We start from the raw sequence: 24,790 nt of genomic DNA, 5'->3' as shown, positions 1-24,790 counted from the left end.
GTTTTTTTCATGAAAATTTTACATATTGCGAATTTTGGCTTTAATAAACAAGGCGCGCATTTTTACTGCACAGACCGCAAAATTTCAGCGGGATTAATTGAAAATGGTCATTTTGTTTATGATTTCAGTTTTCGCGATATGGCACGTATGGGGACTGTGTTCAAAACCAAAAAACTCGGTGCCAGCTGGGCCAATAAAGAAATTCTAAAAATTGTGGATAATATTGAGCCAGATCTGGTTTTAGTGGGGCATAGTGACCTGATGAGTCCGAATGTGCTCAAAGAAATCAAGCAGCGCTATCCACAAACAAAAATTGCCTTTTGGTACGTAGATCCATTGTATCTGGAACAGAAACTCGGCTTTGTTCGTGAATTTTCACCCTATCTGGATGCCATTTTCTGCACCACGGGCGGTGAGTATCTGAGAAAACTAAAACAGCCGCATTTAAAAGTGGCCTATATGCCCAATGTGGGACACCGAAATGTAGAACAATTAAAACAGTTTGAATCAAACAATATTGATAAGGAATTTATTTTCTGTGGCGTGGTGTATAAAGAGCCGGAGCGTGAAAAATTCCTCAAAGATTTGGCTGATACCTTAAAGAATAATCATATTCAATATCAGTATTATGGCTGTTTTGAACAACCCGGTGTGTATGGTAAAGGCTATTATAAAGTGTTGTCTGAATCGCGTATGGGACTGAATTATTCGCGTAAAAATGATGTCACGCTATATAGTTCTGACCGGATTGTGCAGCTTACAGGCAATGGCTTGTTAACATTCAGTCCACGAATTCCGGGCTTCGATAAACTCTATACTGATCAAGAAATTATTTACTTTGATGATCAGTTTGATTTGGCTGAAAAAATCAAGTTTTATGCAGAGCATCCCGCTGAGGCCAAAAGTATGGCAGAAGCGGGTTGGCAAAAAACACGCAATAGTTTTAATGCTCAACGAATTACCCAGTTTATGCTTGAAGTAACTTTTGATCAGCCTTTGTCAGAAGTCTATGAATGGTCACATGAGGTATATGCATAATGTGGGCCTTGTATGTGGTGCTGGGTTTAGTCATCTTTGCGGCAGTTTTATATCTGCTGGGAAATTATACTTTTTGGCTACCATTTCGTAGTGCCAGTTTGCCAAGAATAGTCATGCTGCACCAGGTGACACCACATTCAGAAGCTTCAGGCATGAATATGCCGCCAGCCAAGTTCGAGCAACTGCTGCAATATCTGAGCAAACAGCAATCTACCTTCTGTTTTGTCTCGGAACTGGAGCAGTTTCAAGGGCAAAAAAATATTGTGGCATTATCATTCGATGATGGTTTTTTAGATAATTATCAATATGCCTATCCCTTGCTAAAAAAATACCATGCCAAGGCGACCATTTTTTTAGCGACTCAAATTGAAGGCATTGAAAAACTCAACCCTGAACAGATTCGCGAAATGTCTGATTCGGGCGTGATTGAGTTTGGTGCGCATACACAGCATCATGTCAATTTGCTGAAACTGTCCGATGAACAAGCTTTTGCAGAAATACAGGCCTCCAAACAGGATGTGGAAGCACTTGTTGGACGCTGTCCAAGTTTTGCTTATCCTTTTGGCCGTTTTAATGAAAAGCATCAGCAAATGGCCAAAGAAATCGGCTTTAAAAATGCGGTATCTACACGTAAAAAAATCGAAGCCTATACAGCTGAAAATCAATTTAATATCCCACGTGTCAGCACACACGGGGCAATGAATGCCTTGCAAATGCGTATTGCCTTAGCCAAAGGACGTTATAAATTATGAGTATTCCATGTAGTGTTTATATCGTCACTTTAAATTGCGGCGCATGGCTTGAAGATACCTTAAACAGTGTGCGTGATTTTGCTGAAGTGATTATTCTGGATTCTGGCAGCACCGATAATACGTATGCCATTGCTCAGTCATTTTCTAATGTCCGTATTTCGCACCAAGACTGGCAAGGTTATGCCGGACAAAAAAGCCTGGCTCTGGCACAGTGTCAACATGATTGGGTGCTAAATTTGGATGGTGATGAAGTGTTATCACCTGAATTGAAAAATGAAATTGAACAGACCATTCAAGCCAATCAGATTGATGCCTTAATCACACCCATTAATGATGTCTTCTTGGGTGTACCAAACAGTAAGCATACAAAAAAGCATGCCAAAGTGCGTTTTTTCCGCAAAAGCAAAGGACATTATGATCTGGAAAATAAGGTCCATGAAAATGTGATTGTGGATGGGCAGAGTATTCGTGCTGAAGGCGATATTTACCACTACGGTGAATCGAGTATTTTTGTCAAAGTTGAAAAAAACAATCAGTATTCCAATTTGAAAGCTGCTGAAAAATTTCAAAAAGGCAAAAAGCCCAGCTTGTTAAAATTGAGTCTGGTTATGCCTGTGACCTTCTTGAAATCCTACTTTATCCGCCGTAGTTGCTTGAATGGCTGGCGTGGTTTTGTGAACAGCATGATCAATGCATTTTATGCTTTTTTAAAAGAAGCCAAGCTGTTTGAACAGTATCAAAATGCGTCCAAGAATAAACAGGACAAAACATGAAGATCGTTCAGGTTTTGGCAACCAGTGGCGGTGTGGGTGGCCTGGAACAGCATACTTTTAATCTGGTCAACGAAATGTCATTGCAGCATGATGTGCATATGATTGCGCATCCGTGTTATGCAGAAAAGTTTAATGAGTATGTGCATTTTCATCCACTAGATTTTGCCCGTAGTCGCTGGAATATCTGTTTGTTGTGGCAATTGAAGTCCCTTATTCAACAGATTCAGCCCGATATTGTACATGCCCAAGCCGGTAAGGCTGCTGAACTGGTTTCCCGGATTCGGCTATTTTTAGCCAATGTCAAAGTGGTGACGACCGTTCACGGTACGAAAAAGAATAAATCTGCTTATCTGGTTGGAGATGCAGTTATTGCCGTAAGTCAGGCATTAACACAAGGAATTCCTGAGTCGAAAGCACATGTTGTTTATAACGGCGTATATGCACAGCCCAGCCTGACGGATGCAGAAAAGCTGATATTGAAAGCAGAAATAAATAAACAGTTTCCTGCCTTAGATGCGGGTAAAAAAAATGTGATGTGCATTGGCCGTTTAGAACCTGTTAAAAATATTTCACTATTGATTCAAGCCATGCAGGGCATTGATGCGAATCTTTGGATTGTGGGGGATGGTTCATTGCGTCCAGCACTTGAGCAACAAGTCATTGAATTGAAAATGCAAAACCAGGTGGCATTTTTAGGCTTTCGAACCGATGCACGTGATCTGGTGCAGTTGGCCGATGTGGTCGTGCTTTCATCTGACCGGGAAGGTTTTCCATTGGTGATGGTGGAAGCTTTACAAGCAGACAAAGTCATGGCTGCAACGAAGGTGAATGGTGTGGTTGAATGGCTGCCGGAAGCCTATTTGGCTGAGATTGGCGATGTACAGGGATTACAGCATGCCATTCAAAATGCGTTAAATGTACCTGCCCAACAGGATTTTCAGCCTTTATTTGCTAAAGCTAAAGCGGAATTAACGGTGGCGTCAATGACCCGGCAAACGCTCAAGATTTATGAACGTTTGCTAAAGGCTTAATTATTTTTTAGCGGATAGACGAATTGCATCCAATACTACAAAATTATTTTCGGCATTAATGGTGTGGCAGCCATCGTCCGCGCTATTCCAGTCTGGCAATACTACTTCTAAAAGCTGCTCTTGATAAACTGTCGGGCTAAGTTGAATAATTTCTTTCAGCTCAATATTACCGCCATAGCGTTTGAGTGAATCTTGGCTTGGTCGAACCAGTTTCCCCTTATAAATAAAAGGTTTGCCTGCCATACGGAACTGTTGCTGACCTTTACATACTGGGTTTTGCGGATGTTCTTGCCAGTTTGGATTGAGAATATCCTCAGTAAAGAACAGGTCTAAACGGTCACCAAATTTTTTACAGTTTCTGCGTGTCGAGGTAAACAGGTACCACATGCCTTCATGGTAAAAAGGTGTGCTATCAACTGCTTCAATACCTTCTAAAATATTGGAATGTTTTTCCCATTTTAGTGGGAATTCAGTACATTTCCAAAGTTCAATGGTTTTATTGGCACTGGTTTCAGGAATCATATACCAGTCATTTTCGACCTTAAACACGCATGGATAAGACAGGTGGTAATCCAGTTTTAAAATGGTCTGTGGTTCTGTATATGCCCCATCTTTAAATACTTCTAAAACTGACAGAAAACCAACGGGATGAACATCATCCACTTCTTCAAAGAAAATGAAATGACGATCATTTTCCTGTACATAGAAGCAATCTGCAAAGGTGAATTGTCTAGGCGAATGGATTTCAAATAAATCCCGTAACTGATCTTGGCTTTTTAAGGGTTGATCAATCCAGCCAAAGCGCATGTACCAATGAGAATTAAACTTTTTGAGCTGTTGGTTTTGTTGAAATTTATACCATTTTTTTAACAAGATACGAGACAATGACATCACAAATTCTCAAATTAAATTAATCGTTGCTTGCTGAATTTAGAGGGCTTCAAAAGCTTTAACCATTTCTGTAATGCTGAGACGTTGCCTATCTTGCTCTCGAATTGGATAAGGACTGTTTACCACCTGTTCAAGCTGTTTTGCTAAGGCAGAAAGATTATTTAAAGGTACTAATCCCTGGAGCAGCTCACCAGAGGACAGCTGAAACTCTACGCCTTCACAACAATTATAGGCGACTACAGGTGTGCCCAATATTAATGCTTCTGGAATAATCAGCGGTGAACCTTCTGTTCTGGAAGATAAAATTAAACTACGGCTTTGCTGAATAAATTGATTGGGCTGGTTTTGCCAACCTAAAAAATCAACGCGATTTTCAAGCTTTAACTCTTGAGCTAAAAGCTTTAATTCTTCCAGCATTGGGCCATCGCCAACAATTGCCATACGCCCATTCAGATTGGCTTGTGCAAATGCACGCAGCGCAACATCCGGTTGTTTTTCTTCAGACAAGCGCCCTACAAAAATGCTGTCCCATTTTTTTTCAATCGCAGTGTGTGGATCGATATTTTGCGTTAACCGTTCAACATCAATTCCATTATGAATTACTTTAACTGTGGCATTTTTGACATGCTTATTCAGTAAATTAGCAATGTCCTGATTAACCACGACCAGTTGTTTGTCCTGGAAAAGAAAGTTACATGCCCGCTTGCACTGGATGAATTTTTTCAGCGCTTCTAGATATTTAAAGAAGCCGAGGTTTTTCTTCATGACTAAACCTAAAGAATCACCATGTACCCAGTACCAAACATTGCCAGATAAAATAGGCGATAGCCAAAAGGCATGCGAATGCCCGGCAATAATCGTATCCGGATTCAGGTCAATTATGATCTGCTTTAGTTCATTTTGCTGATCTAGGCTGACACGTTTAAGCTTATTTTTTTTAATACTCCCTTGTAAAAACTCAGGGGTGATGTTGAATTTAATAACATCAAGGTCAGCGGGGTAGTGAGTGCGAATATGGGTTCCGTCTAACAGTAAAACTGTAACTTGATGACCATTATTTTTTAACCCCAACGCAGTATCAATACAAATCTGTTCTGCGCCGCCGCCATACAGGTGATCCTGAATAAAAAGGTATTTTTTCATGATTTTAGTCCTGCTTATGCTGGGAATTTAATGTTTGTAAAACATTTTTATTTTCAGCGATAAATGCAGACAAGCGAATAATTTTCTTAAATAAGAATAATGAGATAATGCGGGAAAAAACATCATTCTTAATTTTTCGGTAGTTCTTTTTAAAGCGGTTTGGCTTTTTCATGAAAATTTGCCGGTCTGGAGCAATGTTACTTTGCATATCATCATTATGTTCAAAACAATAATAAAATGGTGCCGTAGTTGAACCCTTGAGCAGGTAAGTCCAGTCATCTAAATAAGATAATTTTCTAATTTGCTTTTCAATGAATTTTTGCGCTGTAGCAGGGGTAATTGAGTAAGCAAACGCGCCTGTATATAAGTCTTTGGGACCAGACATATTGAAATACAAACCATCTTCACTGCTATAGCCGCGGATTCTGCGACGTGAAGGCTCAGTATGGCCGCTTAAAAATGCAAATTCTGGATTGGTCTGAATAAGTGATTTCAACTTTTCATTAATGTGATTAAGGTTCACCATCACATCATCTTCAAGAATGATGACACGGTCATAGGCAGCATAATCACCTTGAGAAAGTCTTTGCCAAATTTTCATATGGCTTAAGTAGCATCCAAACTCACTTGGACCTAAAGCGTGTTCACACTGACCTGCAAATTTTCGGCTTAAATCCAGAAAAACAATATATTCAGGCGGCAGTTTTTTACCATAGACCGCATCAAAAAACTGAAAATCTACTTGAATATCGGGAGTTGCTTGTTTTAAGGCCGTAATCTGTTGAGTAATATTTTGTTGTCTTTCAATGCTGTCTTTAAGGGTGATGCATAAAATTAAGATTTTTGCCATATTGATATTCAAATATAAATTGTTGCTAGCGCTATTCTATATTTTTTAGTCGTTAAATTAAACCAATAATAAAATATATAACATATTGATTTTATTTGTTGATTTTATTGAGTAAGTCTTGAGAAGAACAAGGTTTTATTTGGCGAAAGTATTTCGCTTGAGTAGAGTTAATAATGAAAATTAACAGGATTATTCGTATAAAAAAATTATAAAAAGTAATAAAATGACCAGCCAAACTTCACAAAGTTATGATGATCATAAAGTGTCAGGATGAGAAACGAATGAAATATTTAATTACTGGCGGAGCAGGTTTTATTGGCTCAGCAGTTATTCGCTATATTATCAATCATACTCAAGATGAAGTTTTAAATATTGATAAACTTACTTATGCAGGCAATTTAGAGTCTTTAATAGAAGTAGAAAATAATACGCGCTATTCATTTCAACAAATCGACATTTGTGATACAGCAGCATTAGAACAAGCCATTGCAAGCTTTCAGCCAGATATCGTCATGCATTTAGCGGCAGAATCACACGTAGACCGTTCAATTGATGGTCCTGCTGCATTTATTCAAACCAATATTGTGGGTACCTATACCTTACTCGAAGTGATACGCAAATATTGGATGGCTTTAGATTCGGACAAAAAAGCAGATTTCCGTTTTCATCATATTTCTACAGATGAAGTTTATGGAGACTTGGAAGGAACAACCGATCTATTTACAGAAACCACACCTTACGCACCAAGTTCTCCGTATTCTGCGAGCAAGGCAAGCTCTGATCATCTGGTTCGTGCCTGGTATCGAACCTATGGTTTACCTACGATTGTGACCAATTGCTCGAATAATTATGGTCCTTACCATTTCCCGGAAAAACTGATTCCGCTGGTCATTTTGAATGCCCTAGAAGGTAAAGCATTGCCTGTGTATGGCAATGGTCAGCAAATTCGGGACTGGCTCTACGTGGAAGATCATGCCCGTGCTTTATATAAAGTCGCTTCAACAGGCAAGATTGGTGAAACTTATAACATTGGCGGTCATAACGAAAAGCAAAATATTGAAGTGGTGAAAACCATTTGTTCATTACTGGATGAATTAAGACCACGAGCAGATCAAACGACTTACGCATCTTTAATTACTTATGTGACAGATCGTCCTGGGCATGATTTGCGTTACGCGATTGATGCTGCAAAAATTGCCAATGAGCTTCACTGGAAGCCAGAGGAAACCTTTGAAACAGGTATCCGTAAAACAGTTGAATGGTATTTAAATAATTTACAGTGGTGCCGTCGAGTTCAAGATGGTAGCTATCAACGTGAAAGATTAGGTGTGCAATCATAATGTCTATAACTACAAAAGGGATTATTCTCGCTGGCGGTTCAGGTACGCGTTTATATCCTATTACCAAGGGTGTATCGAAACAGCTTCTGCCAATTTATGATAAACCGATGATCTATTATCCACTTTCTGTTCTTATGTTGGCGGGAATACAGGATGTATTAATCATTACCACACCAGAAGATAAAGGCAGTTTTGAGCGTTTATTGGGCGATGGTTCACAATTTGGTATTCGTCTGCAATATGCAGTTCAGCCAAGCCCGGATGGTTTGGCACAAGCATTTATTATTGGTGAAGATTTTATTGGCGACAGCAATATTTGCCTGGTCCTTGGCGATAATATTTTTTATGGTCAAGGTTTTACGCCAATGTTGAGACAGGCGGTTGCACGTGGTCAAGGGGCAACTGTCTTTGGTTATCAGGTGAAAGATCCTGAGCGTTTTGGCGTGGTTGAGTTTGATGAACAGCGACGTGCCGTATCTCTAGAAGAGAAGCCGAAGCATCCCAAATCTAATTTTGCCGTAACGGGACTATATTTTTATGACAATGATGTCATTCAAATTGCCAAGCAGGTTAAACCTTCAGATCGGGGTGAGCTGGAAATTACCACAGTGAACCAAATGTATTTAGAGCGTGGCGATTTAAATGTTGAATTGCTGGGCCGTGGTTTTGCCTGGCTGGATACCGGTACGCATAGCAGTTTGCTTGAAGCCGCTCAATTTGTAGAAACTTTGGAAAAACGCCAAGGTTATAAAGTGGCATGTTTGGAAGAAATTGCATTTAATCAAGGCTGGTTAAGCAAAGAACAGGTTTTAGAAATTGGCCAAAGCATGAGTAAAAATGATTATGGTCAGTATTTAATTTCTTTGGTAGAACATGGAGCTGGCCATGAATTTAATTGAGTGGGTTGAATTGCCAGATCTGGGAGATCAGAGAGGCTCTCTGGTAGTCGTTGAGTCAAATAAAAATATCCCTTTCGAAGTAAAAAGGCTCTATTACATTTTTGACACTCAGTCGGATGTTCCTCGTGGCTTTCATGCGCATAAAGAACTTCATCAAATTGCTTTCTGCTTAAAAGGAAAGTGCAAAATGGTGATGGATAATGGTAAACACAAAGAGGAAGTATGGCTGGAAGGTGCCAATAAAGGACTACGAATTCCTCCTCTTGTCTGGCATGAAATGCATGACTTTTCAGAGGATTGTTTATTATTGGTTTTGGCCAGTGATTATTATGATGAGTCTGATTATATTCGCAGTTATGATGATTTCTTAAAAGAAGTCCATAGACCTTTTATTCATCCCTTAGCGGATGTAAAGACCCAAAATATTGGCTTGGATACACGCATTTGGCAATATAGCGTGATTCTAGCGCAAGCTGAAATTGGGTCAAATTGTAATATTTGTGCACACACCCTGATTGAAAATGATGTGGTAATTGGCGATAACGTTACCGTGAAATCAGGTGTATTTATTTGGGATGGCATTACCATTGAAGATGATGCCTTTATTGGTCCATGTGTGACTTTTACCAATGATAAGCATCCGCGTTCAAAACAATATCCTGAAGAGTTTTTAAGAACTGTGGTAGAAACAGGTGCGAGTATTGGGGCAAATGCCACAATTTTGCCTGGCATAAAAATTGGCAAAAATGCAATGGTGGGTGCAGGAGCCGTAGTCACCAAGGATGTGCCTGAAAATGCAATTGTTATAGGTAATCCGGCAACCATTAAGGGTTTTGTTGAAAAATGATAAAACCGCTTACTTCACTTAGGTTTTTTTTTGCATTATTTGTTTTATTTAGTCATCTTTCACTTTTAAAAGGTTATGAACATTATAAGCAGATTTTTGAGAGTATTTTTACTGAAGGGTTTCTAGGGGTCAGTTTCTTTTTTATTTTAAGCGGTTTTATTTTGGCCTATAACTATGAACATAAATTTATAGACAAAAAAATTACTAAAAAGGAATTTTTTGTTGCCCGAATCGCAAAAATTTATCCCATGCATTTTGTAACCATGCTGGCAGCTTTGATTTTAGGCAGTCTGATAGGTGGAAGTGGCAAATATGTTGCACAAAATGTGCTATTGATACAAAGCTTTTTCCCGAGCGAGAAAATTTTCTTCTCATTGAATGCGCCCTCATGGAGTATTTCAGATGAAATGTTCTTCTATTTATTGTTCCCATTTATCCTGTTGCTAAGACAAAAAGCAAAACTTGTAATATTAGTGTCTTTGTTTGTACTCATATTGGCGATGAATATGGTTCTGTCTGATGAGCAAAAGCATTACTGGCTTTATATTTCGCCACTGTTCAGATTTTCAGATTTCCTTTTGGGAATGATGCTGTTTCATGTGTATTTGAAATTGAAAGAACTGTTCAAAGTTAAGGCTTGGTCATCAAAATATATTGAATTTGCTTCATTGACACTTTTTGCTGTCTTTTTTGGATTGCATCAATTTGCTGATATTGGCTTAAGATATTCAGTATATTACTGGATACCTATGGTTTTGATCATACTTTCCTTTGCTCTGTCCAGCGAGGAGAAACAGCCTACCTACCTGAATAGATTCCTATCCAATAAGCACATGGTTTGGCTAGGCGAGATCAGTTTCTGTTTCTATTTAATTCACTTGCTGGTTATCCGGACGGCTGAATATGCAGTCATGCAGTACGCTGTAAAACTGGATGGTTTATTGCTATCGCTGATCATTATTCTTATTACCATTTTACTGAGTGCAGCGGCATTCAAATATATTGAAAAACCTTTAAATAGAAAGTTGAAAGAGCGGTTTTTATGATTCCTTTTTTAGATTTAAAAACGATAAACCAACAGTATAGAGCGGAGTTGATAGAGGCATGTACTCGTGTGCTTGATTCTGGCTGGTATATTGGTGGTCAAGAACTGGAAAAATTTGAACAGCATTTTGCTCAGTATTGCGGCGCTGAATTTGCTATTGGCGTTGCCAATGGTTTGGACGCATTAATTTTAACACTGCGTGCCTGGAAAGAGCTGGGTAAACTGCAAGATGGCGATGAGGTGATTGTTCCTGCCAATACCTATATTGCAAGTATATTGGCAATTACTGCAAACAACTTAACTCCTGTGCTGGTTGAACCGGATGAGCAAAGTCTCAACATTTCTCCAACGGCTATTCAGGCTGCAATTACAGCGAAAACCAAAGTCATCTTGCCTGTACATTTATATGGTCAATTGGCGGATATGCCAAAAATCATGCAAATAGCTCAGCAGCATCATTTATTGGTGCTGGAAGACTCCGCGCAAGCACATGGTGCCGAAATTGATGGGAAGAAAGCAGGGAATTGGGGCGATGCTTCAGGATTCAGTTTTTATCCGGGAAAAAACCTGGGTGCATTGGGTGATGCCGGGGCTATTACCACTAATGATTCTGAACTTGCACAGACTTTAAAAGCTTTGCGTAATTATGGTTCACACGAAAAATATAAAAATTTATTCTCTGGAGTGAATAGCCGTTTAGATGAAATTCAGGCAGCAATACTGGATGTCAAACTCAAATATCTAGATCAAGAAATGGAAAAACGACGTCAAATTGCATCAATATATCTAAATCAAATAAAAAATCCATATATCGTATTGCCGCTTACTCAGGTTGATGCCAGTGCTAATCTGCAACACGTATGGCATTTATTTGTCATTCAATCTGAATATAGAGAGGAACTACAAAACTATCTCAAAGATAACGCTGTACAAACTCTGATTCATTATCCAATTCCACCACATAAGCAACAGGCTTATAAAGAGTGGAATGAATTAAGCTTCCCTTTAACTGAGCGTATTCATGCGCAAGTTTTAAGTTTGCCTATGGGGCCAACGCAAACTGAAGAAGAAACTCAAAAGGTCATTGAATTATGTAATGCTTTTGTACCGGAAGGGAGTGCTTAAATGCAGCCTTTAGTTTCGATCGTTATCCCTTGCTATAATCATGAAAATTATATTGAAGACAGTATCCAAAGCGTTATAGACCAGACTTACCCTCGTATTGAACTCATTATTATTGATGATGGTTCTAAGGATCTATCCGTTGAAAAAATACAGGCAATGCTTCCTGCCTGTGAACAGCGTTTTGAGCGTGTTTATTTTAATACACGCCCGAATAAAGGATTATGTGCGACTTTGAATGAAGCATTGACGCATTGTCAGGGCAAGTATCTCAGTATTATTGCTTCTGATGACATGATGTTGCTGAATAAAACGCAGTTGCAAGTTGATTATTTAGAGCAGCATCCTGAAGTGACAGGTGTGTTTGCAGGTATTGAATTAATTGATTCTAATAATAGGGTTGTAGATCGAAGAGTATCGACTCGTACTGAATATAGTTTTGATGATATTTTATTAAATCTGCATGATTTGCCCACTTTAACTCAAATGTTTCATTTAAAAGACATTGTTGAGGTTGGTGGATATGATGAAAGCATTAAAGTCGAAGACTGGTATATGTTGCTCAAGTTAACCAAGCAACAGAAAATCTTAAAATATATACCTGAAGTGGTTTGTCAGTACCGAATTCATGATGAGAGTTTTTCACAGAATGGATTACAAATGGCGGTAGAAATGATGAAAGTCATTCAGCCATATCGTCAAGAAAAAAGTTTTTTGGATGCCGAATTCAAGATTAACCGTTCAATCTTAAAGTATTATTACAAGAAAAAAGGTGCTTTTGTTTATTATCCAGTTAAATATGCAGTGTATTTAAAATACTGGTTCAATAGAATATTTGCTTAAATTTAAGGCTGCCTATAACGGGCATAGTCACACTAGTCCAATGAGGTATTTGTGGGGCTATGCCGGATGTCCTTGGGTTAGATGATTTGATTATTCCTTATCCGGATTACCCTTCAATACCATATAAATCAAGCCAACAAAAATAAGTAAGGCCCCACCTAAACTACTTACACAAAAATAAAGAATGCGTTCATTGGTATCCATGTTAAATAAGCCATTGGCCAAAATGTAACGCATGAAAAGCCATTGTGCGATAGAGAACACAATCAACATGATGCCACGATTACGAACAGCAGGACGCATAGCCATAGCTTGCTTAACTCAATAATGGAAAAACAGGGCTATTATGCCATTAGCAAGCATCAATCTCAATTCATTCCATTTGAGTGTTCTGCTGACCTAATTCAAGATGTGAAGGGAAATCCAGGTTTAAACGCTATAGGGGTTAACGTTTCCATAACAATTTCTAAAACGTTTATAAGACCAAATATACTGCTCTGGCATTTTTGTAATCATGAGTTCCATTTCCTGGTTTAAGCATTCCACACTTTTTTGCAGATCTTTTGATAAAATCTCATTTGATAGTGGAACACATTGAACAGTAAAACTGGAAGTATCAGGATTTCTTATACAGCTTAAACCAATTACATTACACTGAGTTTTATATGCCAATTTAGAAACAATGGTGGTGGATAAGGTATTTTGCTGAAAAAAATGAGCATAAATTCCTCCCGAAGGTTTAGGCAAATGATCGGGAAGAATGACGGTAAGCCCACCTTGCTTTAAGTGTTTGAAGATAGCACGTACACCAGTTTCATCGGCTGGCACCAATACTGCATTGGTCTTTTGACGCGATTCTAAAATATAGCGGTTAATGCCTTTTATCTTATTCGGCTTATACATAATCATTGGCTGAGTATGAGTGCAGAGCCAGGCATTTAAGAGTTCCCAGTTACCAAAATGTGGTACAACGACAATAACGCCTTTTTGATTGCTCAAAGCTTCTGTTAAATAGTTTGCGCCATGAATTTTATTTAAAAGTTTTAAACTGTATTGAGGTGACATACCCCAGCATTTAATGCATTCTACATAACTTAAGCATTGGCTTCGAATACTGTCATGGAGCAGTTTTGATCTTTGTGCCGCTGTCAATTCTGGATAAGCAAGCTTTAAATTAATACAAGTTATGCGTTTAAAGGATGAATTTCTTATACACAGTAACCATGTTGCAAAGCAGGCCAGATTTTGCAACATGCGTAAAGGTAGCAAGGCTAAAACTTTTAGAATGAAATACATGATTTGTTAGAATAGACTCTTAAGATATGAGGCTGGATTAGAATTTTGGCAAGAGTCTAAAAGTCTAAGATAGAACTGATCAAAAAAGAAGAGAGTCTTAAGAACAAAATATAAGCAATTAAATCAATGTAATATTGTACACATGGGTTTGATTCTTAAATAGGATAGCATATAGTGTTTAAGAAACTATTATCAAAAATCATCAAAATTTTAATCATTGTGTATTCTATTTTTGAAGCAATAAAAAAACCCTGCATAAAGCAGGGTTTTTATTGCTAGCTAAAGAAGAATTAAGCTTCTGCTTTAGTTTCAGCTTTAGGTTTTTCGCGTAAACGAATACCCAAATCACGCAATTGGTTACCTTCAACTGGAGCAGGTGCTTGAGTAAGCGGACATTCAGCAGTCTTGGTTTTTGGGAATGCAATCACGTCACGAATTGAAGATGAACCAGTCATCAACATTACAAGACGGTCAAGACCGAATGCCAAACCACCGTGCGGAGGCGCACCAAATTTCAAGGCATTTAACAAGAAGCTGAATTTCTCTTCTGCCTCTTCTTCACCAATGCCTAAAGCTTCAAAGATGGCTTTTTGCATTTCAAGGTTGAAGATACGTAGAGAACCACCACCAATTTCAGTACCGTTCAATACCATGTCGTAAGCAACAGAAAGCGCAGCACCTGGGTTGTTTTTCACTTCTTCAACGCTTGATTTAGGCAGTGTGAATGGGTGATGCACAGAAGTCCATTTGCCATCATCAGTTTCTTCGAACATAGGGAAGTCAACAACCCAAAGTGGAGCCCACTCGCAAGTTGCCAATTTCATGTCGTGACCGACTTTGATACGTAAAGCACCCATTGCATCATTTACAACTTTTGCTTTGTCCGCACCAAAGAAGACGATGTCGCCATTTTCAGCACCAACACGTTTCAACAAATCAAGCACGATTGGCTCGATGAATTTAACGATTGGAGATTGAAGACCTTCAATCCCTTTTTCAAGTTCATTGACTTTAATGTAAGCCAAGCCTTTCGCGCCATAGATGCCCACGAATTTCGTGTATTCATCAATTTGGCTGCGTGGAAGTGCACCAGCACCCGGAACGCGAAGCGCAACGATACGACCTTTAGGGTCTTTAGCAGGGCCTGCGAATACTTTGAACTCAACGTCTTGCATCATGTCTGCAACGTCAACAAGTTTCAAAGGAATACGCATATCCGGTTTGTCAGATGCATAGTCACGCATTGCATCTGCATAAGTCATACGCGGGAATTTATCGAATTCAACGTTTAGAAGTTCTTTGAACATCTTAACTGTTAAACGTTCCATTAAATCCATGATGTCATCGTCACTCATGAACGATGTTTCAACGTCGATTTGGGTGAATTCAGGCTGACGGTCAGCACGTAAGTCTTCATCACGGAAACATTTAGCGATTTGGTAGTAACGATCAATACCGCCAACCATCAACAACTGTTTGAACAACTGTGGAGATTGTGGAAGTGCGTAGAAACTACCGTTAGAAACACGACTTGGAACTAGATAGTCACGCGCACCTTCAGGCGTTGCACGCGTCAAGATAGGAGTTTCAACGTCTAAGAAACCATTTTCTTCGAAGTAGTTACGAATCAGGTTGGTTAATTTAGAACGGAAACGTAGGCGATCTAACATTTCTGGACGACGGATGTCCAAGAAACGGTATTTCAAACGTACTTCTTCAGAAATATTTGTGTTTTCGTCATTCAATGGGAATGGCGGAGTTTCAGAAGCAGCAAGAACTTCGATCTCTTTACCAAGAACTTCGATTTGACCGCTAGTGATATTCGCGTTTTCAGTACCTGCATAACGACGACGTACACGGCCTGTAATTTTTAATACGAATTCTGAACGTGATTTGTCCGCAGTTGCGAATGCTTCAGGAGTATCTGGATCGATAACCACTTGAACTAGACCGTCACGGTCGCGCATGTCAAGGAAGATTACACCACCGTGGTCACGGCGACGGTGTACCCAACCGCATAATGTTACGGTTTGGTCAATTTGAGCTTCGGTTAAAGAACCGCAGTAATGAGTTCGCATCATAGCGTTAGAAATCCAACTATATGGGTTAAGGAAAGCACATACGTAAACAGCGTACTGCTTTTATTCGAATGTTGAATTATGCCTCTTTGAAGCATAGGTCACAAGAACTACTACTAAAAACACCATGATTTTGACTTGGGAGCGATTAAAGTATCGGTTCGAGAATTATCCCAGGCGATGATCTCTGTCAAAAAATAAAAATAGAATGCAGCCTAATGTGAATGTTATTAACGCAGTTTGGCTAAATTCATTGATGGCTCGACCAGTAAAATAATAGAGATCCGATTGCCAAACTTCTGATGGAATATACCGTGCATAATCCCAAACCGAAATATTGCCCATTATCAAAGAGAGGCTGACTAAACCGATTGCAAAGGTTTTAATCTTACGGCTGATTTTAAAATGTTGCTGATACTTCTTATAATAGTGCAGATTCATCCAAGCTAAAAATGGCAAAGCCAAGGCAGATGTCCCGATTTGTAATACCCGATGCATCGGGTAGGTCTGTCCGAGTAAATTGACCGATTGTGCTAAAAAATCCCGAAAGGCAAACGTACGAAAATCAATATGCGTCAGTCCATCCCAAATCAGATGTGTCGCTGTACCGATGATTAATGCAACACAAACAGTGATGATAAATTTAATCACTGATCCAAAACTATGTAGATTTAAATCGTGTTGAATACCCACAAAACGATACATTGCAGGGCGATAAATCCCATACCACAAGGCGCAAAATCCGAGTCCAATCCATAAGTTGGGATGAATCAGAGACGTCCAAAGGTGTGTCACATTGGATTGTTCTTGGGTAAATAAACGATAGAGGTCTGGTACCATACAACCAATCGCAAGCGCTGCAACGGGAAGCATATGTCCAGTAAGTTTGGAAATAGGAGGGGCAAGTACCGCGTGAGATAAGGTAAAAGGCATCTAAAATTATTTAAGAATCAATCGTTATGGAATAAAACTTGAAATAGTTTAACTCAAGCATCAGAAATGAAATGTTTTTTATTGCAAAAAAAATGAAATGTTATAATATAACGTAATTCAAAAATCGCAGCTTTGAGCCAGTTCCATGTTTTTCCATAAGAATTTAATTACCCTGTCTATTTTTGCCGTCATCGCACCTGCTGTTTTTGCCGATGAAAGCCCTCAAAGCCAACAATTAGAAACAATCAAATTGCAGGCACATCCTTTAGTCCAGTCGGCTGCAGATTTTGCAGTGGCCGATCAGTTGATTGATCACAAAAAGCTTGCTGAAGGTGGCACGACCATTGGTGATGCTTTGGCTGGTGAGCTTGGGGTGACTTCGAACCAATATGGTTCAGGTTCAAGCCGTCCGGTGATTCGCGGACAGGATGGCGCGCGGGTCAAAATCTTGCAACATGCCTCTGAAACAGCAGATGTATCCACGCTTTCACCAGACCATGCAGTAACCGTGGATCCTGTTTTAGCGAAACAGGTCGAGATTATTCGTGGACCATCAACTTTACTCTATAGCGCAGGGACAGTGGGTGGACTGGTTAATGTGACAGATAATAAGATTCCCACCCAAATACCGGAAAAGGGTTATCAAGGACAGCTGGGCTTACGTTATAACAGTGGTAGTGATGAAAAACTGGCCAGTGCAGGGGCGACCGTTGCTTTAACTGATCAAGTGGCATTACGTGTTGAAGGGTCAAAACGGGATGCCAACAGTTATATTGCGCCAGATTATGTTCATGAGGGTGAAAAAGAACGTCGTGTAGGCAATACCTTTGCTGAAGGTGAGACAGTCAATCTTGGATTGTCCTGGATTCATGACCGGGGCTTTAGCGGGATTTCATATAGCAACCGTCAGGACCAGTATGGTTTACCGGGCCATAGCCATGAATATGAAGATTGTGCGGTATCAGGGAATTCATTAATTGGTTGTGGCCAGCAGCCAGGACATACGCATGAGGAAGAACATGCTGCTGGACCGTGGGTCAATCTAAAAACAGAGCGCTATGATTTTCGCACTGAATTAAGTGATCCTTTTGCCGGTTTTCAAAAACTTCGTGCTCATGCCAGCTACACGGACTACAAGCATGATGAAATTGAAGAAGACAATATTGCCACGACTTTCAAGAGTCAAGGCTATGATGCACGTTTAGAACTGCTGCATCATCCTATTGCCAACTGGGAAGGGGTAATCGGTGGGCAGTATAATCAGCAAAAGCTTGATATTGATGGTGAAGAAGCTTTACTGGATCCGACCAAAACCCAAAAGTGGAGTCTGTTTGCCTTAGAGCATAAACAGTTTGATGATGTACATGTTGAACTTGGCGCACGTCTAGATCAGCAAAAAATTGAGATTGATTCCAATAAAAAAGATTTTGATGATTATGGTTTTTCTTACTCGGGCGCCGTGAACTGGGAATTTGCACCGAGCTATAAATTGTCTCTGGTCGGCTCTCATCAAGAGCGTCTGCCTCTGGCGCAAGAACTGTATGCCAATGGTAAGCATTTCGCGACCAACACTTATGAACGGGGTAATGAAAATTTAAGCGCAGAAAAATCCAATAATCTGGAACTTGGTCTGCATTATGAGCAGGATAAGTTTGATTACCATGTGCATGTCTATCACAACTGGTTTGATAACTATATTTATGCCCAGACCTTGGATAACTATAAAGATTTCCGTCTGGTTGAATATACCCAGGACAAGGCCAAGTTCTATGGCGCTGAAGCAGAAGCTTCTTATGCTTTAACCGACACTTATAAACTGGGTGTATTTGGCGATTATGTACGTGGCAAAATTGAGGGAGAAAATGCACCGCGTGTTCCAGCAGGCCGCCTCGGTACAAAAGTAGATGCAAGTTTTGATGATCACTGGTCAGGTTTGGCTGAGTATTACCATGTTTTTAATCAGGACAAGATTGCCAGCTATGAGTCTGAAACAGATGGCTATAACATGCTGAATCTGGGACTGTCTTATGCTGGTCAATTGAAAGATCGCAATGATTACCGTGTCTATTTCAAAGCCAATAACCTGCTGGATGAACAGGTCTATTCGCATGCATCGTTCCTGTCCAATATTCCGCAAGTGGGGCGTAATTTTACCCTCGGTTTAGAATTGGGTTTTTAATCTGGAGCTGGGCAGGACATGCCAGTTGAAACAGGCATCACAGAAATCCTCTTGATAAATCAAGCAATAAAACCTAGTCTGATGCCATTGGACTAGGTTTTTTGTTATGCGTATTTTTCAACGAATTCATCAGCAATTGAATTGGTCACGCCGTCGTTATGTCAGCGTAATTGTCAGTTTACTAGCTTTGGGATATCTCTCATCGGCCATTTATCATACCTATAAACCCTTGCCTGAAGGCCTGGATTTTACCGGTAAGTTGCGGCATGCCGAGGTGAAATTTATTGCAGACCAAACCTATCTGGATGCGAGTGGAAAACAGCAGCAAAATCATCATATTTTTAATGAAATGTTAAAAATGATTGATGAAGCACAAAGTACGATTGTACTGGACATGTTTTTATTCAATAGCGAAGTCGGGGAATCCACACTACCCCACCGGGCACTGGCGCAACAACTCACCGATGCCTTGATTTTAAAACGCGGTGTGCAGCCAAATATTGAAATTAAGGTGATTACCGACCCGATTAATTCTGTCTATGGTGGTATTGCACCCAAGCATTATCGTCAGTTGCGTAATGCAGGTATTGACGTGATTGAAACGGATTTAAGACCGCTACATGCATCCAATCCATTGTGGTCTGGTTTCTGGTATATCTGTTGTCAGGATGCCGGCAATAATCCTGAAAAAGGCTGGTTAAGCAATCCGTTTGGGAAGGAAAAAATTACCCTGCGCAGTTATTTTAATCTGTTTAATTTTAGGGCCAATCACCGTAAAACTCTGGTGGTGGATACGGCTCAGGGCTGGAAAGCTTTGGTGACTTCAGCCAATCCGCATGATGGCAGTTCCCGCCATTCCAATGTTGCCTTGCTGGTAACGGGCAATACAGCCATTGATGTATTGAAGACCGAGCAGGCTGTGGGCCGGATGTCCAAAGGCGATATTCCGATGGTGATTGTAGGTGAATTTGAAGCTGAAAAATCTTTGCCGCAAGTTCAGGTACTGACTGAAAAGGCGATTTATGATGAAACGATTAAACTGATTGAAACCGCCAAACCCAAAGAGCAGATTGATCTGGCGATGTTCTACTTGTCAGAACGGTATATTGTTAAAGCCTTGATTGCTGCACATGAACGTGGGGTTAAAGTCCGAGTACTGCTGGATCCGAATAAGGATGCGTTTGGGCGGAAAAAAAATGGCATTCCCAACCGGCAAGTCGCCTCTGAATTGAATGATGTGGGTGTGCCTGTACGTTGGTGCAATACCCAAGGTGAACAATGCCATAGCAAGATGATTATTAAATCAAATGCTCAGCAGTCTGAACTAATTTTAGGTTCTGCCAATTTCACTGCACGGAATATCAAAAACTATAATCTGGAAACCAATTTACGCGTGGTTGGTTCATCACAGGCAGTAGTGTTTAGCGATGCTCAAGCTTATTTTGATACTGCCTGGTCGAATCTGGATGGTAAAAATATGAGTGTCGATTACGGTCAATATGCAGATGAATCGACATTGAAATATGGAATTTACCGTTTTATGGAGTGGAGCGGATTGTCTACCTTCTAATACTCCTCCCTTTGATAAAGGGTGAGAAACATTGTTTCGCAAGGGAGGGATTTCTACTTTGCTTTGCTGAGTAGTGCTTGTAATGGATAAATAAAATCTTCCTAAGTCCCTCTTTTTCAAAGAGAGACTTTCCTCCCTTTTTTAAAGGGAGGTCAGGAGGGATTCAAGCGCGTTCTTAATTCTTAGGTTCAGGATTCGGTGGAACGAGTTTATCCAAATCGGCATCTTTCATTTTATCCAGTTCTTTTAAATCCGTTTTAATTTTCCACTGGTTTTCATCTTCAACCGGCTGAGGTAAACGTGCTTCTAACCAGTCACAAACGACATCGGGTGGAAAATCTGGATGGTTGCATTGAATCACCCAAGCCAAAAATTCTTTGGCTTCACCATTCATATAAGGTGGCGGAGATACGGGTAAAAACTGTGTCGGTAAACGTTCATTCTTGGAAATGTAATTCAATACATGACCCAGTTCCTGTACGGTTTGCCATGCCAGAGGATGTTCAACATTGATTTGAAATTTAAACCACCATGCATGTTGACCATCTGAACCATAAGCATTAATTAAAGATTCTTGAATACTTGGAACCTTGCAAAAGAATTGATGTAGGCGGTCAAAACTTAAATCAGACACTTTGTTTGATCCCATAATAAAAAACAGTATTTTAGCATATTCATAATTTGAGCCGAGATGTGTCTCAAGAGAAAATCAGCGAAATATTTAATTTACAAAACTTTGCATTTGCTGTTTTTTTATTCATTTTTTATCCTAAACTAGGAATTAAAATAAGTTTTATATCGTATGTTTGGTGGCTCTTATGAAATTAGCAGTTCTTTGTGCTTTGAGTGGCATGGTGCTCTTGGGAGCTTCTGCAACAACGCAGGCGGAAAATCGCTGGTCAAATTATCGCGGGGTAGATACCACTCGCTACCAACCTCGTCCTTATTATCCACAAAACAGTTATCCTCAAAATAACTATCCTCATCAGCAGCAACATTATCCACAGCACTATCCGAATGATCCGCAGCATCCACCGCATCATCAGAATTATCCGACCATTCAGAATGGCATCAGTATTCAATATCAGGCGCCAACCACCATTACACAAAATTCTCAAAGCTATAGCTGGGTGAATGGCGATCCGAGAACGGCCCGCATTGAAAGTTCAAGCACGACCTTTATCAGTGATTGGCAACGTTTGGGTTTACCTGCACCACCGAATGGCACTTATTGGATTTTTGAAAATGGGCGTTATATGTTAGTGCCGAATCGCTGAAAATCCCCCTTTATCAAGGGGAACTTTTTAATAAGGAGTTTCTAAGCCAGCTCGTCATCTTGTGGTCGTGGGGTCTTACCTTCAGGCAGGGGCTTTTCTGAATGTTTGTCACGAATTACAGAAGGAAAAGTCCAGGAAGCATATCGGACAATTAAAATAGCAAAAGCCAGAATCAGGATTGAACCGGTAATAATGATCAAATCCATATCCGCCTTATGGTCGTGTTGGATATCTGAGATCAATAAGCGAGTGAGTGCTGTAATGGCGATATAAATCAGAAAGCGAACCGGCATGTGGTTGGTCTTAAAATAGATTCCGACCATTGCACCCAGTTCTAGATAAATAAACAATAAGAGAATGTCATCAATCGTGGCGAATTGATTTACCGCCAAAATTTCAAATACGGTATGTCCGGCAGACCAGATCACCATACAGCCAATAATAAATAGCGCAATATAGTGAAAGCCTTCTACTGCAATATTGCCAAAACGGTCGAGGAGGGCTTCTATCTTTTCTACTTTAGAATCACGGTTTGTCATCTCTACCTCCTATACTTATCAATTGATATTTCACTAAATAACAAGCAAATTTCATGCACATATCAACCACTAAACAAAAAACATAATTTTTTTTGTATTTTTTTTATGCGAAATTCATGTAATGTAGAGAGTGTTGTTTTAAATCTTAGGGAAAAAGAAAATGATAGAAAAAATTCAAACAAAAATTAATGAATTGCAAGCTGGAAAAAAACTCATATTGGGTTCAGGGATTGAAATTAGCCATATGCAAAATATTGTCGATCTATGTGAATCATTGGCGACTACAGGTGTGATTAAAATTGTAAAGATTAATCATCCAGAGCAAAGCGGTAAAAAAACCGCAGATTCAATTATTATTGAAAAAGTTTAAGCCCTTCTGGGATTATAAAAAACGCCTGCAATTGCAGGCGTTTTTTTATCGCTTATTTTTGTTCAGGATTAAGCCTGGCTAGTAAAGTAGTCTTCAGAGAAGTTCATGACCACTTCAGAACCTGCTTTGATTTTCGCAATGCGTACTGCAAGTTCAGGCAAAATGCGTTGTACGAAGTAAAGTGCAAGTGAAACTTTATTGCTGTAGAAATCACCTTCTTTCGCACTTGCAGCTTTGGCAATTTTCGCAAACATATAAGAGAAGCTGAGCAAGCCGACTGCATGTAGATAGTCAACCGCCGCTGCATTCGGGAAGTCGATGCTTTCTTTTGCAGCTTCAATAATGTACTGCGTTACCGATTGAATTTCTGCTGCTGCATCTAAAGTGGCATCTTTGATGAAGTTTAGGTCAGCATCAAGGTCGTTGGCAAAGTCACGGATTTCTTGAATATATTCTTCAATAAATGCGCCGCCACATTTAATGGTTTTACGACCGATTAAATCCTGAGACTGAACGCCGTTGGTACCTTCGTAGATTTGTGAGATACGCAGGTCACGGATACATTGCTCCATACCCCATTCACGGATAAAGCCATGACCACCAAACACCATTTGCGCATCTAAAGTTGCGTTAAATGCTGTGTCAGTCAGGTAAGCTTTTGCGATTGGTGTTAATAGGGCAACGCGGTCATTGGCTTTCTTCACTGCTTCTGCATCGATCGAGAATTTGGTGATGTCGAGCTGTTGGCCTACATATACTGCAAAGGCACGAGATGCTTCGTTGTTGGCACGTGCATTAAGCAACATGCGACGTACATCGCCATGGACAAGAATGCTGTCAGCAGGTTTTTCTGGAGATTTCACACCTGCTGCACTACGACCTTGTAGGCGGTCAGTCGCGTACTGTGCAGCGTTCTGGTAAGCAAACTCAGAAGCACCTAAGCCTTGGATACCCATAGACAGACGTTCGTAGTTCATCATTACGAACATCGCAGCCAAACCTTCATTTTCTTTACCAACCAGGTAACCTTTGGCGCCGTCAAAGTTCATCACGCAAGTTGCAGATGCCTTGATCCCCATCTTGTGTTCAATCGAACCCGGGCCTGCTGAATTGCGCTCACCCAAAGAACCATCGGCATTCACAATGAATTTCGGCACAATGAATAGTGAAATACCACGTGAACCGGCAGGTGCATCCGGAGTTTTTGCCAATACCAAGTGAATGATGTTTTCCGCTAAGTCGTGGTCACCGCCAGTAATAAAGATTTTGGTACCAGTAATGTTGTAAGTACCGTCTTCGTTACGTTCAGCTTTGGTTTTAATAATCCCTAGGTCAGTCCCTGCATGCGGTTCGGTTAAGCACATGGTACCTGACCATTCGCCAGAGTAAATTTTAGGAAGATAGGTTTCTTTTTGTTCTTGAGATGCATAGCTGTTCAATGCCATGCCAGCACCGACTGAAAGAAGCGGGTAGAGCATGAATGAGGGGTTAGTAGCGAACAGCATTTCATCAGACAGTACAGTCAGCATTTTAGGCATTTCCTGACCGCCCCATTCCGCGTCAGCACCTAAGCCAATCCAGCCACCTTCAGCATATTGCTTGAATGCTTGTTTAAAGCCTGCAGGGGTAGTCACATTGCCATTTTCAATTTTAGCGCCTTCTTCATCACCTGTACGGTTCAATGGAAGGGTCACGTTTTGCGCAAATTTCGCCATTTCCTCAAGAATAGCTTCCGCAGTCGCAGCATCAATATGAGCAAGGTTTTCATTGGCTTGCCAGAATTGTTCTGCATTAAAAACATCATTAAGGATGAATTTCATATCCGCAAGAGGCGCATTATAGATTGGCATAGTGAGTCACCTGTTTATTGTTTGAGTCAGTTCGGTTTGATCAGTCTAATAGATGAAAATTCATGTTGTTAGACGACTAAAGGTTAATTTTTTGTTGATTTGATAAAGAAAAAGGACTGCCAAA

Annotated in this window: 24 protein-coding genes; 14 read left to right on the top strand and 10 right to left on the bottom strand. The window is 40.0% G+C overall.

The window, feature by feature from the left end; all coding sequences use genetic code 11:
• The first annotated feature begins 9 nt into the window (after nt 1–9).
• The 4 genes from LZZ98_RS09825 to LZZ98_RS09810 are packed head-to-tail and all read left to right on the top strand — an operon-like array spanning nt 10 to nt 3,594.
• On the top strand, nt 10–1,038 hold the full coding sequence (locus LZZ98_RS09825; protein WP_237787690.1) for a glycosyltransferase family protein: 1,029 nt from the start codon (nt 10–12) through the stop codon (nt 1,036–1,038).
• Entirely contained in the window at nt 1,035–1,790 is a 756-nt protein-coding gene (locus tag LZZ98_RS09820; RefSeq protein ID WP_237787752.1) for a polysaccharide deacetylase family protein, read from the top strand. The genes LZZ98_RS09825 and LZZ98_RS09820 overlap by 4 nt, the downstream gene beginning before the upstream one ends.
• Nucleotides 1,784–2,563 (top strand): glycosyltransferase family 2 protein, encoded by a 780-nt coding sequence (locus LZZ98_RS09815; RefSeq protein ID WP_237787751.1) that lies wholly within the window; start codon nt 1,784–1,786, stop codon nt 2,561–2,563. The genes LZZ98_RS09820 and LZZ98_RS09815 overlap by 7 nt, the downstream gene beginning before the upstream one ends.
• Nucleotides 2,560–3,594, top strand: a complete 1,035-nt coding sequence (locus LZZ98_RS09810; RefSeq protein ID WP_237787689.1) for a glycosyltransferase — start codon at nt 2,560–2,562, stop codon at nt 3,592–3,594. The genes LZZ98_RS09815 and LZZ98_RS09810 overlap by 4 nt, the downstream gene beginning before the upstream one ends.
• Here the strand turns inward: LZZ98_RS09810 and LZZ98_RS09805 are convergent, their stop codons facing one another.
• Genes LZZ98_RS09805 through LZZ98_RS09795 form a run of 3 tightly spaced genes read right to left on the bottom strand, consistent with a single transcriptional unit; the run spans nt 3,595 to nt 6,478 of the window.
• A complete protein-coding gene (locus LZZ98_RS09805; RefSeq protein ID WP_237787688.1) occupies nt 3,595–4,485 on the bottom strand; it encodes a glucosamine inositolphosphorylceramide transferase family protein in 891 nt (296 codons plus the stop codon).
• Between the two features lie 39 nt (nt 4,486–4,524).
• On the bottom strand, nt 4,525–5,628 hold the full coding sequence (locus LZZ98_RS09800) for a glycosyltransferase (RefSeq protein WP_237787687.1): 1,104 nt from the start codon (nt 5,626–5,628) through the stop codon (nt 4,525–4,527).
• 4 nt (nt 5,629–5,632) lie between these two features.
• Nucleotides 5,633–6,478, bottom strand: coding sequence for a glycosyltransferase family 25 protein (locus LZZ98_RS09795; RefSeq protein WP_237787686.1), 846 nt, complete (start codon nt 6,476–6,478; stop codon nt 5,633–5,635).
• Between the two features lie 281 nt (nt 6,479–6,759).
• Here LZZ98_RS09795 and rfbB point away from each other — a divergent pair, with 281 nt between their 5' ends.
• From rfbB to LZZ98_RS09765, 6 genes are read left to right on the top strand one after another with little or no spacing between them, the layout of a single operon-like run.
• Complete coding sequence (gene rfbB, locus LZZ98_RS09790) at nt 6,760–7,818, top strand: dTDP-glucose 4,6-dehydratase (RefSeq protein ID WP_237787685.1); 1,059 nt, start codon at nt 6,760–6,762, stop codon at nt 7,816–7,818.
• A complete protein-coding gene (gene rfbA, locus LZZ98_RS09785) occupies nt 7,818–8,717 on the top strand; it encodes a glucose-1-phosphate thymidylyltransferase RfbA (RefSeq protein ID WP_237787684.1) in 900 nt (299 codons plus the stop codon). Before rfbB ends, rfbA begins: the two co-directional genes overlap by 1 nt.
• Nucleotides 8,704–9,564: a WxcM-like domain-containing protein gene (locus tag LZZ98_RS09780; RefSeq protein WP_237787683.1), complete on the top strand. Its 861-nt coding sequence runs from the start codon at nt 8,704–8,706 to the stop codon at nt 9,562–9,564. The genes rfbA and LZZ98_RS09780 overlap by 14 nt, the downstream gene beginning before the upstream one ends.
• A complete protein-coding gene (locus LZZ98_RS09775) occupies nt 9,561–10,610 on the top strand; it encodes an acyltransferase family protein (protein WP_237787682.1) in 1,050 nt (349 codons plus the stop codon). Before LZZ98_RS09780 ends, LZZ98_RS09775 begins: the two co-directional genes overlap by 4 nt.
• Entirely contained in the window at nt 10,607–11,734 is a 1,128-nt protein-coding gene (locus LZZ98_RS09770; protein ID WP_237787681.1) for a DegT/DnrJ/EryC1/StrS family aminotransferase, read from the top strand. The genes LZZ98_RS09775 and LZZ98_RS09770 overlap by 4 nt, the downstream gene beginning before the upstream one ends.
• Complete coding sequence (locus tag LZZ98_RS09765) at nt 11,735–12,574, top strand: glycosyltransferase (protein ID WP_237787680.1); 840 nt, start codon at nt 11,735–11,737, stop codon at nt 12,572–12,574.
• A 90-nt stretch (nt 12,575–12,664) separates the two neighbouring features.
• Here the strand turns inward: LZZ98_RS09765 and LZZ98_RS09760 are convergent, their stop codons facing one another.
• From LZZ98_RS09760 to LZZ98_RS09745, 4 genes are all read right to left on the bottom strand, one after another.
• Nucleotides 12,665–12,883, bottom strand: a complete 219-nt coding sequence (locus LZZ98_RS09760; RefSeq protein WP_086175468.1) for a hypothetical protein — start codon at nt 12,881–12,883, stop codon at nt 12,665–12,667.
• Between the two features lie 120 nt (nt 12,884–13,003).
• On the bottom strand, nt 13,004–13,870 hold the full coding sequence (locus LZZ98_RS09755; RefSeq protein ID WP_237787679.1) for a lysophospholipid acyltransferase family protein: 867 nt from the start codon (nt 13,868–13,870) through the stop codon (nt 13,004–13,006).
• A 290-nt stretch (nt 13,871–14,160) separates the two neighbouring features.
• A complete protein-coding gene (gene aspS, locus LZZ98_RS09750) occupies nt 14,161–15,951 on the bottom strand; it encodes an aspartate--tRNA ligase (protein WP_237787678.1) in 1,791 nt (596 codons plus the stop codon).
• 165 nt (nt 15,952–16,116) lie between these two features.
• Entirely contained in the window at nt 16,117–16,881 is a 765-nt protein-coding gene (locus tag LZZ98_RS09745; RefSeq protein WP_237787677.1) for a DUF4184 family protein, read from the bottom strand.
• Between the two features lie 145 nt (nt 16,882–17,026).
• On the opposite strand from LZZ98_RS09745, the gene znuD reads away from it, so the two are divergent.
• Together znuD and LZZ98_RS09735 are read left to right on the top strand one after the other, a co-directional pair.
• Nucleotides 17,027–19,060, top strand: a complete 2,034-nt coding sequence (gene znuD, locus LZZ98_RS09740) for a zinc piracy TonB-dependent receptor ZnuD (RefSeq protein ID WP_237787676.1) — start codon at nt 17,027–17,029, stop codon at nt 19,058–19,060.
• A gap of 106 nt (nt 19,061–19,166) precedes the next feature.
• Nucleotides 19,167–20,630 carry a phospholipase D family protein gene (locus LZZ98_RS09735; RefSeq protein WP_237787675.1) on the top strand — a complete coding sequence of 488 codons (1,464 nt, stop codon included), beginning with the start codon at nt 19,167–19,169 and terminating at the stop codon, nt 20,628–20,630.
• A gap of 175 nt (nt 20,631–20,805) precedes the next feature.
• Here the strand turns inward: LZZ98_RS09735 and LZZ98_RS09730 are convergent, their stop codons facing one another.
• Nucleotides 20,806–21,264 (bottom strand): hypothetical protein, encoded by a 459-nt coding sequence (locus LZZ98_RS09730; RefSeq protein WP_086175494.1) that lies wholly within the window; start codon nt 21,262–21,264, stop codon nt 20,806–20,808.
• Between the two features lie 184 nt (nt 21,265–21,448).
• Here LZZ98_RS09730 and LZZ98_RS09725 point away from each other — a divergent pair, with 184 nt between their 5' ends.
• A complete protein-coding gene (locus LZZ98_RS09725) occupies nt 21,449–21,907 on the top strand; it encodes an RcnB family protein (RefSeq protein WP_237787674.1) in 459 nt (152 codons plus the stop codon).
• A gap of 41 nt (nt 21,908–21,948) precedes the next feature.
• On the opposite strand, the gene LZZ98_RS09720 is transcribed toward LZZ98_RS09725, so the two are convergent.
• Nucleotides 21,949–22,446, bottom strand: a complete 498-nt coding sequence (locus LZZ98_RS09720; RefSeq protein ID WP_237787673.1) for a phosphate-starvation-inducible protein PsiE — start codon at nt 22,444–22,446, stop codon at nt 21,949–21,951.
• Nucleotides 22,447–22,606: 160 nt separating this feature from the next.
• On the opposite strand from LZZ98_RS09720, the gene LZZ98_RS09715 reads away from it, so the two are divergent.
• Nucleotides 22,607–22,816 carry a hypothetical protein gene (locus tag LZZ98_RS09715; RefSeq protein WP_086175460.1) on the top strand — a complete coding sequence of 70 codons (210 nt, stop codon included), beginning with the start codon at nt 22,607–22,609 and terminating at the stop codon, nt 22,814–22,816.
• A 68-nt stretch (nt 22,817–22,884) separates the two neighbouring features.
• Here LZZ98_RS09715 and LZZ98_RS09710 read toward each other — a convergent pair whose 3' ends face one another.
• On the bottom strand, nt 22,885–24,666 hold the full coding sequence (locus LZZ98_RS09710) for an acyl-CoA dehydrogenase C-terminal domain-containing protein (RefSeq protein WP_237787672.1): 1,782 nt from the start codon (nt 24,664–24,666) through the stop codon (nt 22,885–22,887).
• Nucleotides 24,667–24,790: the final 124 nt, after the last annotated feature.

This window comes from Acinetobacter sp. SM34 (assembly GCF_022012365.1).
GTDB lineage: Bacteria > Pseudomonadota > Gammaproteobacteria > Pseudomonadales > Moraxellaceae > Acinetobacter.
The sequence above is the reverse complement of the archived record's forward strand: the minus strand, read 5'-3'. Positions and strand labels throughout refer to the sequence as shown.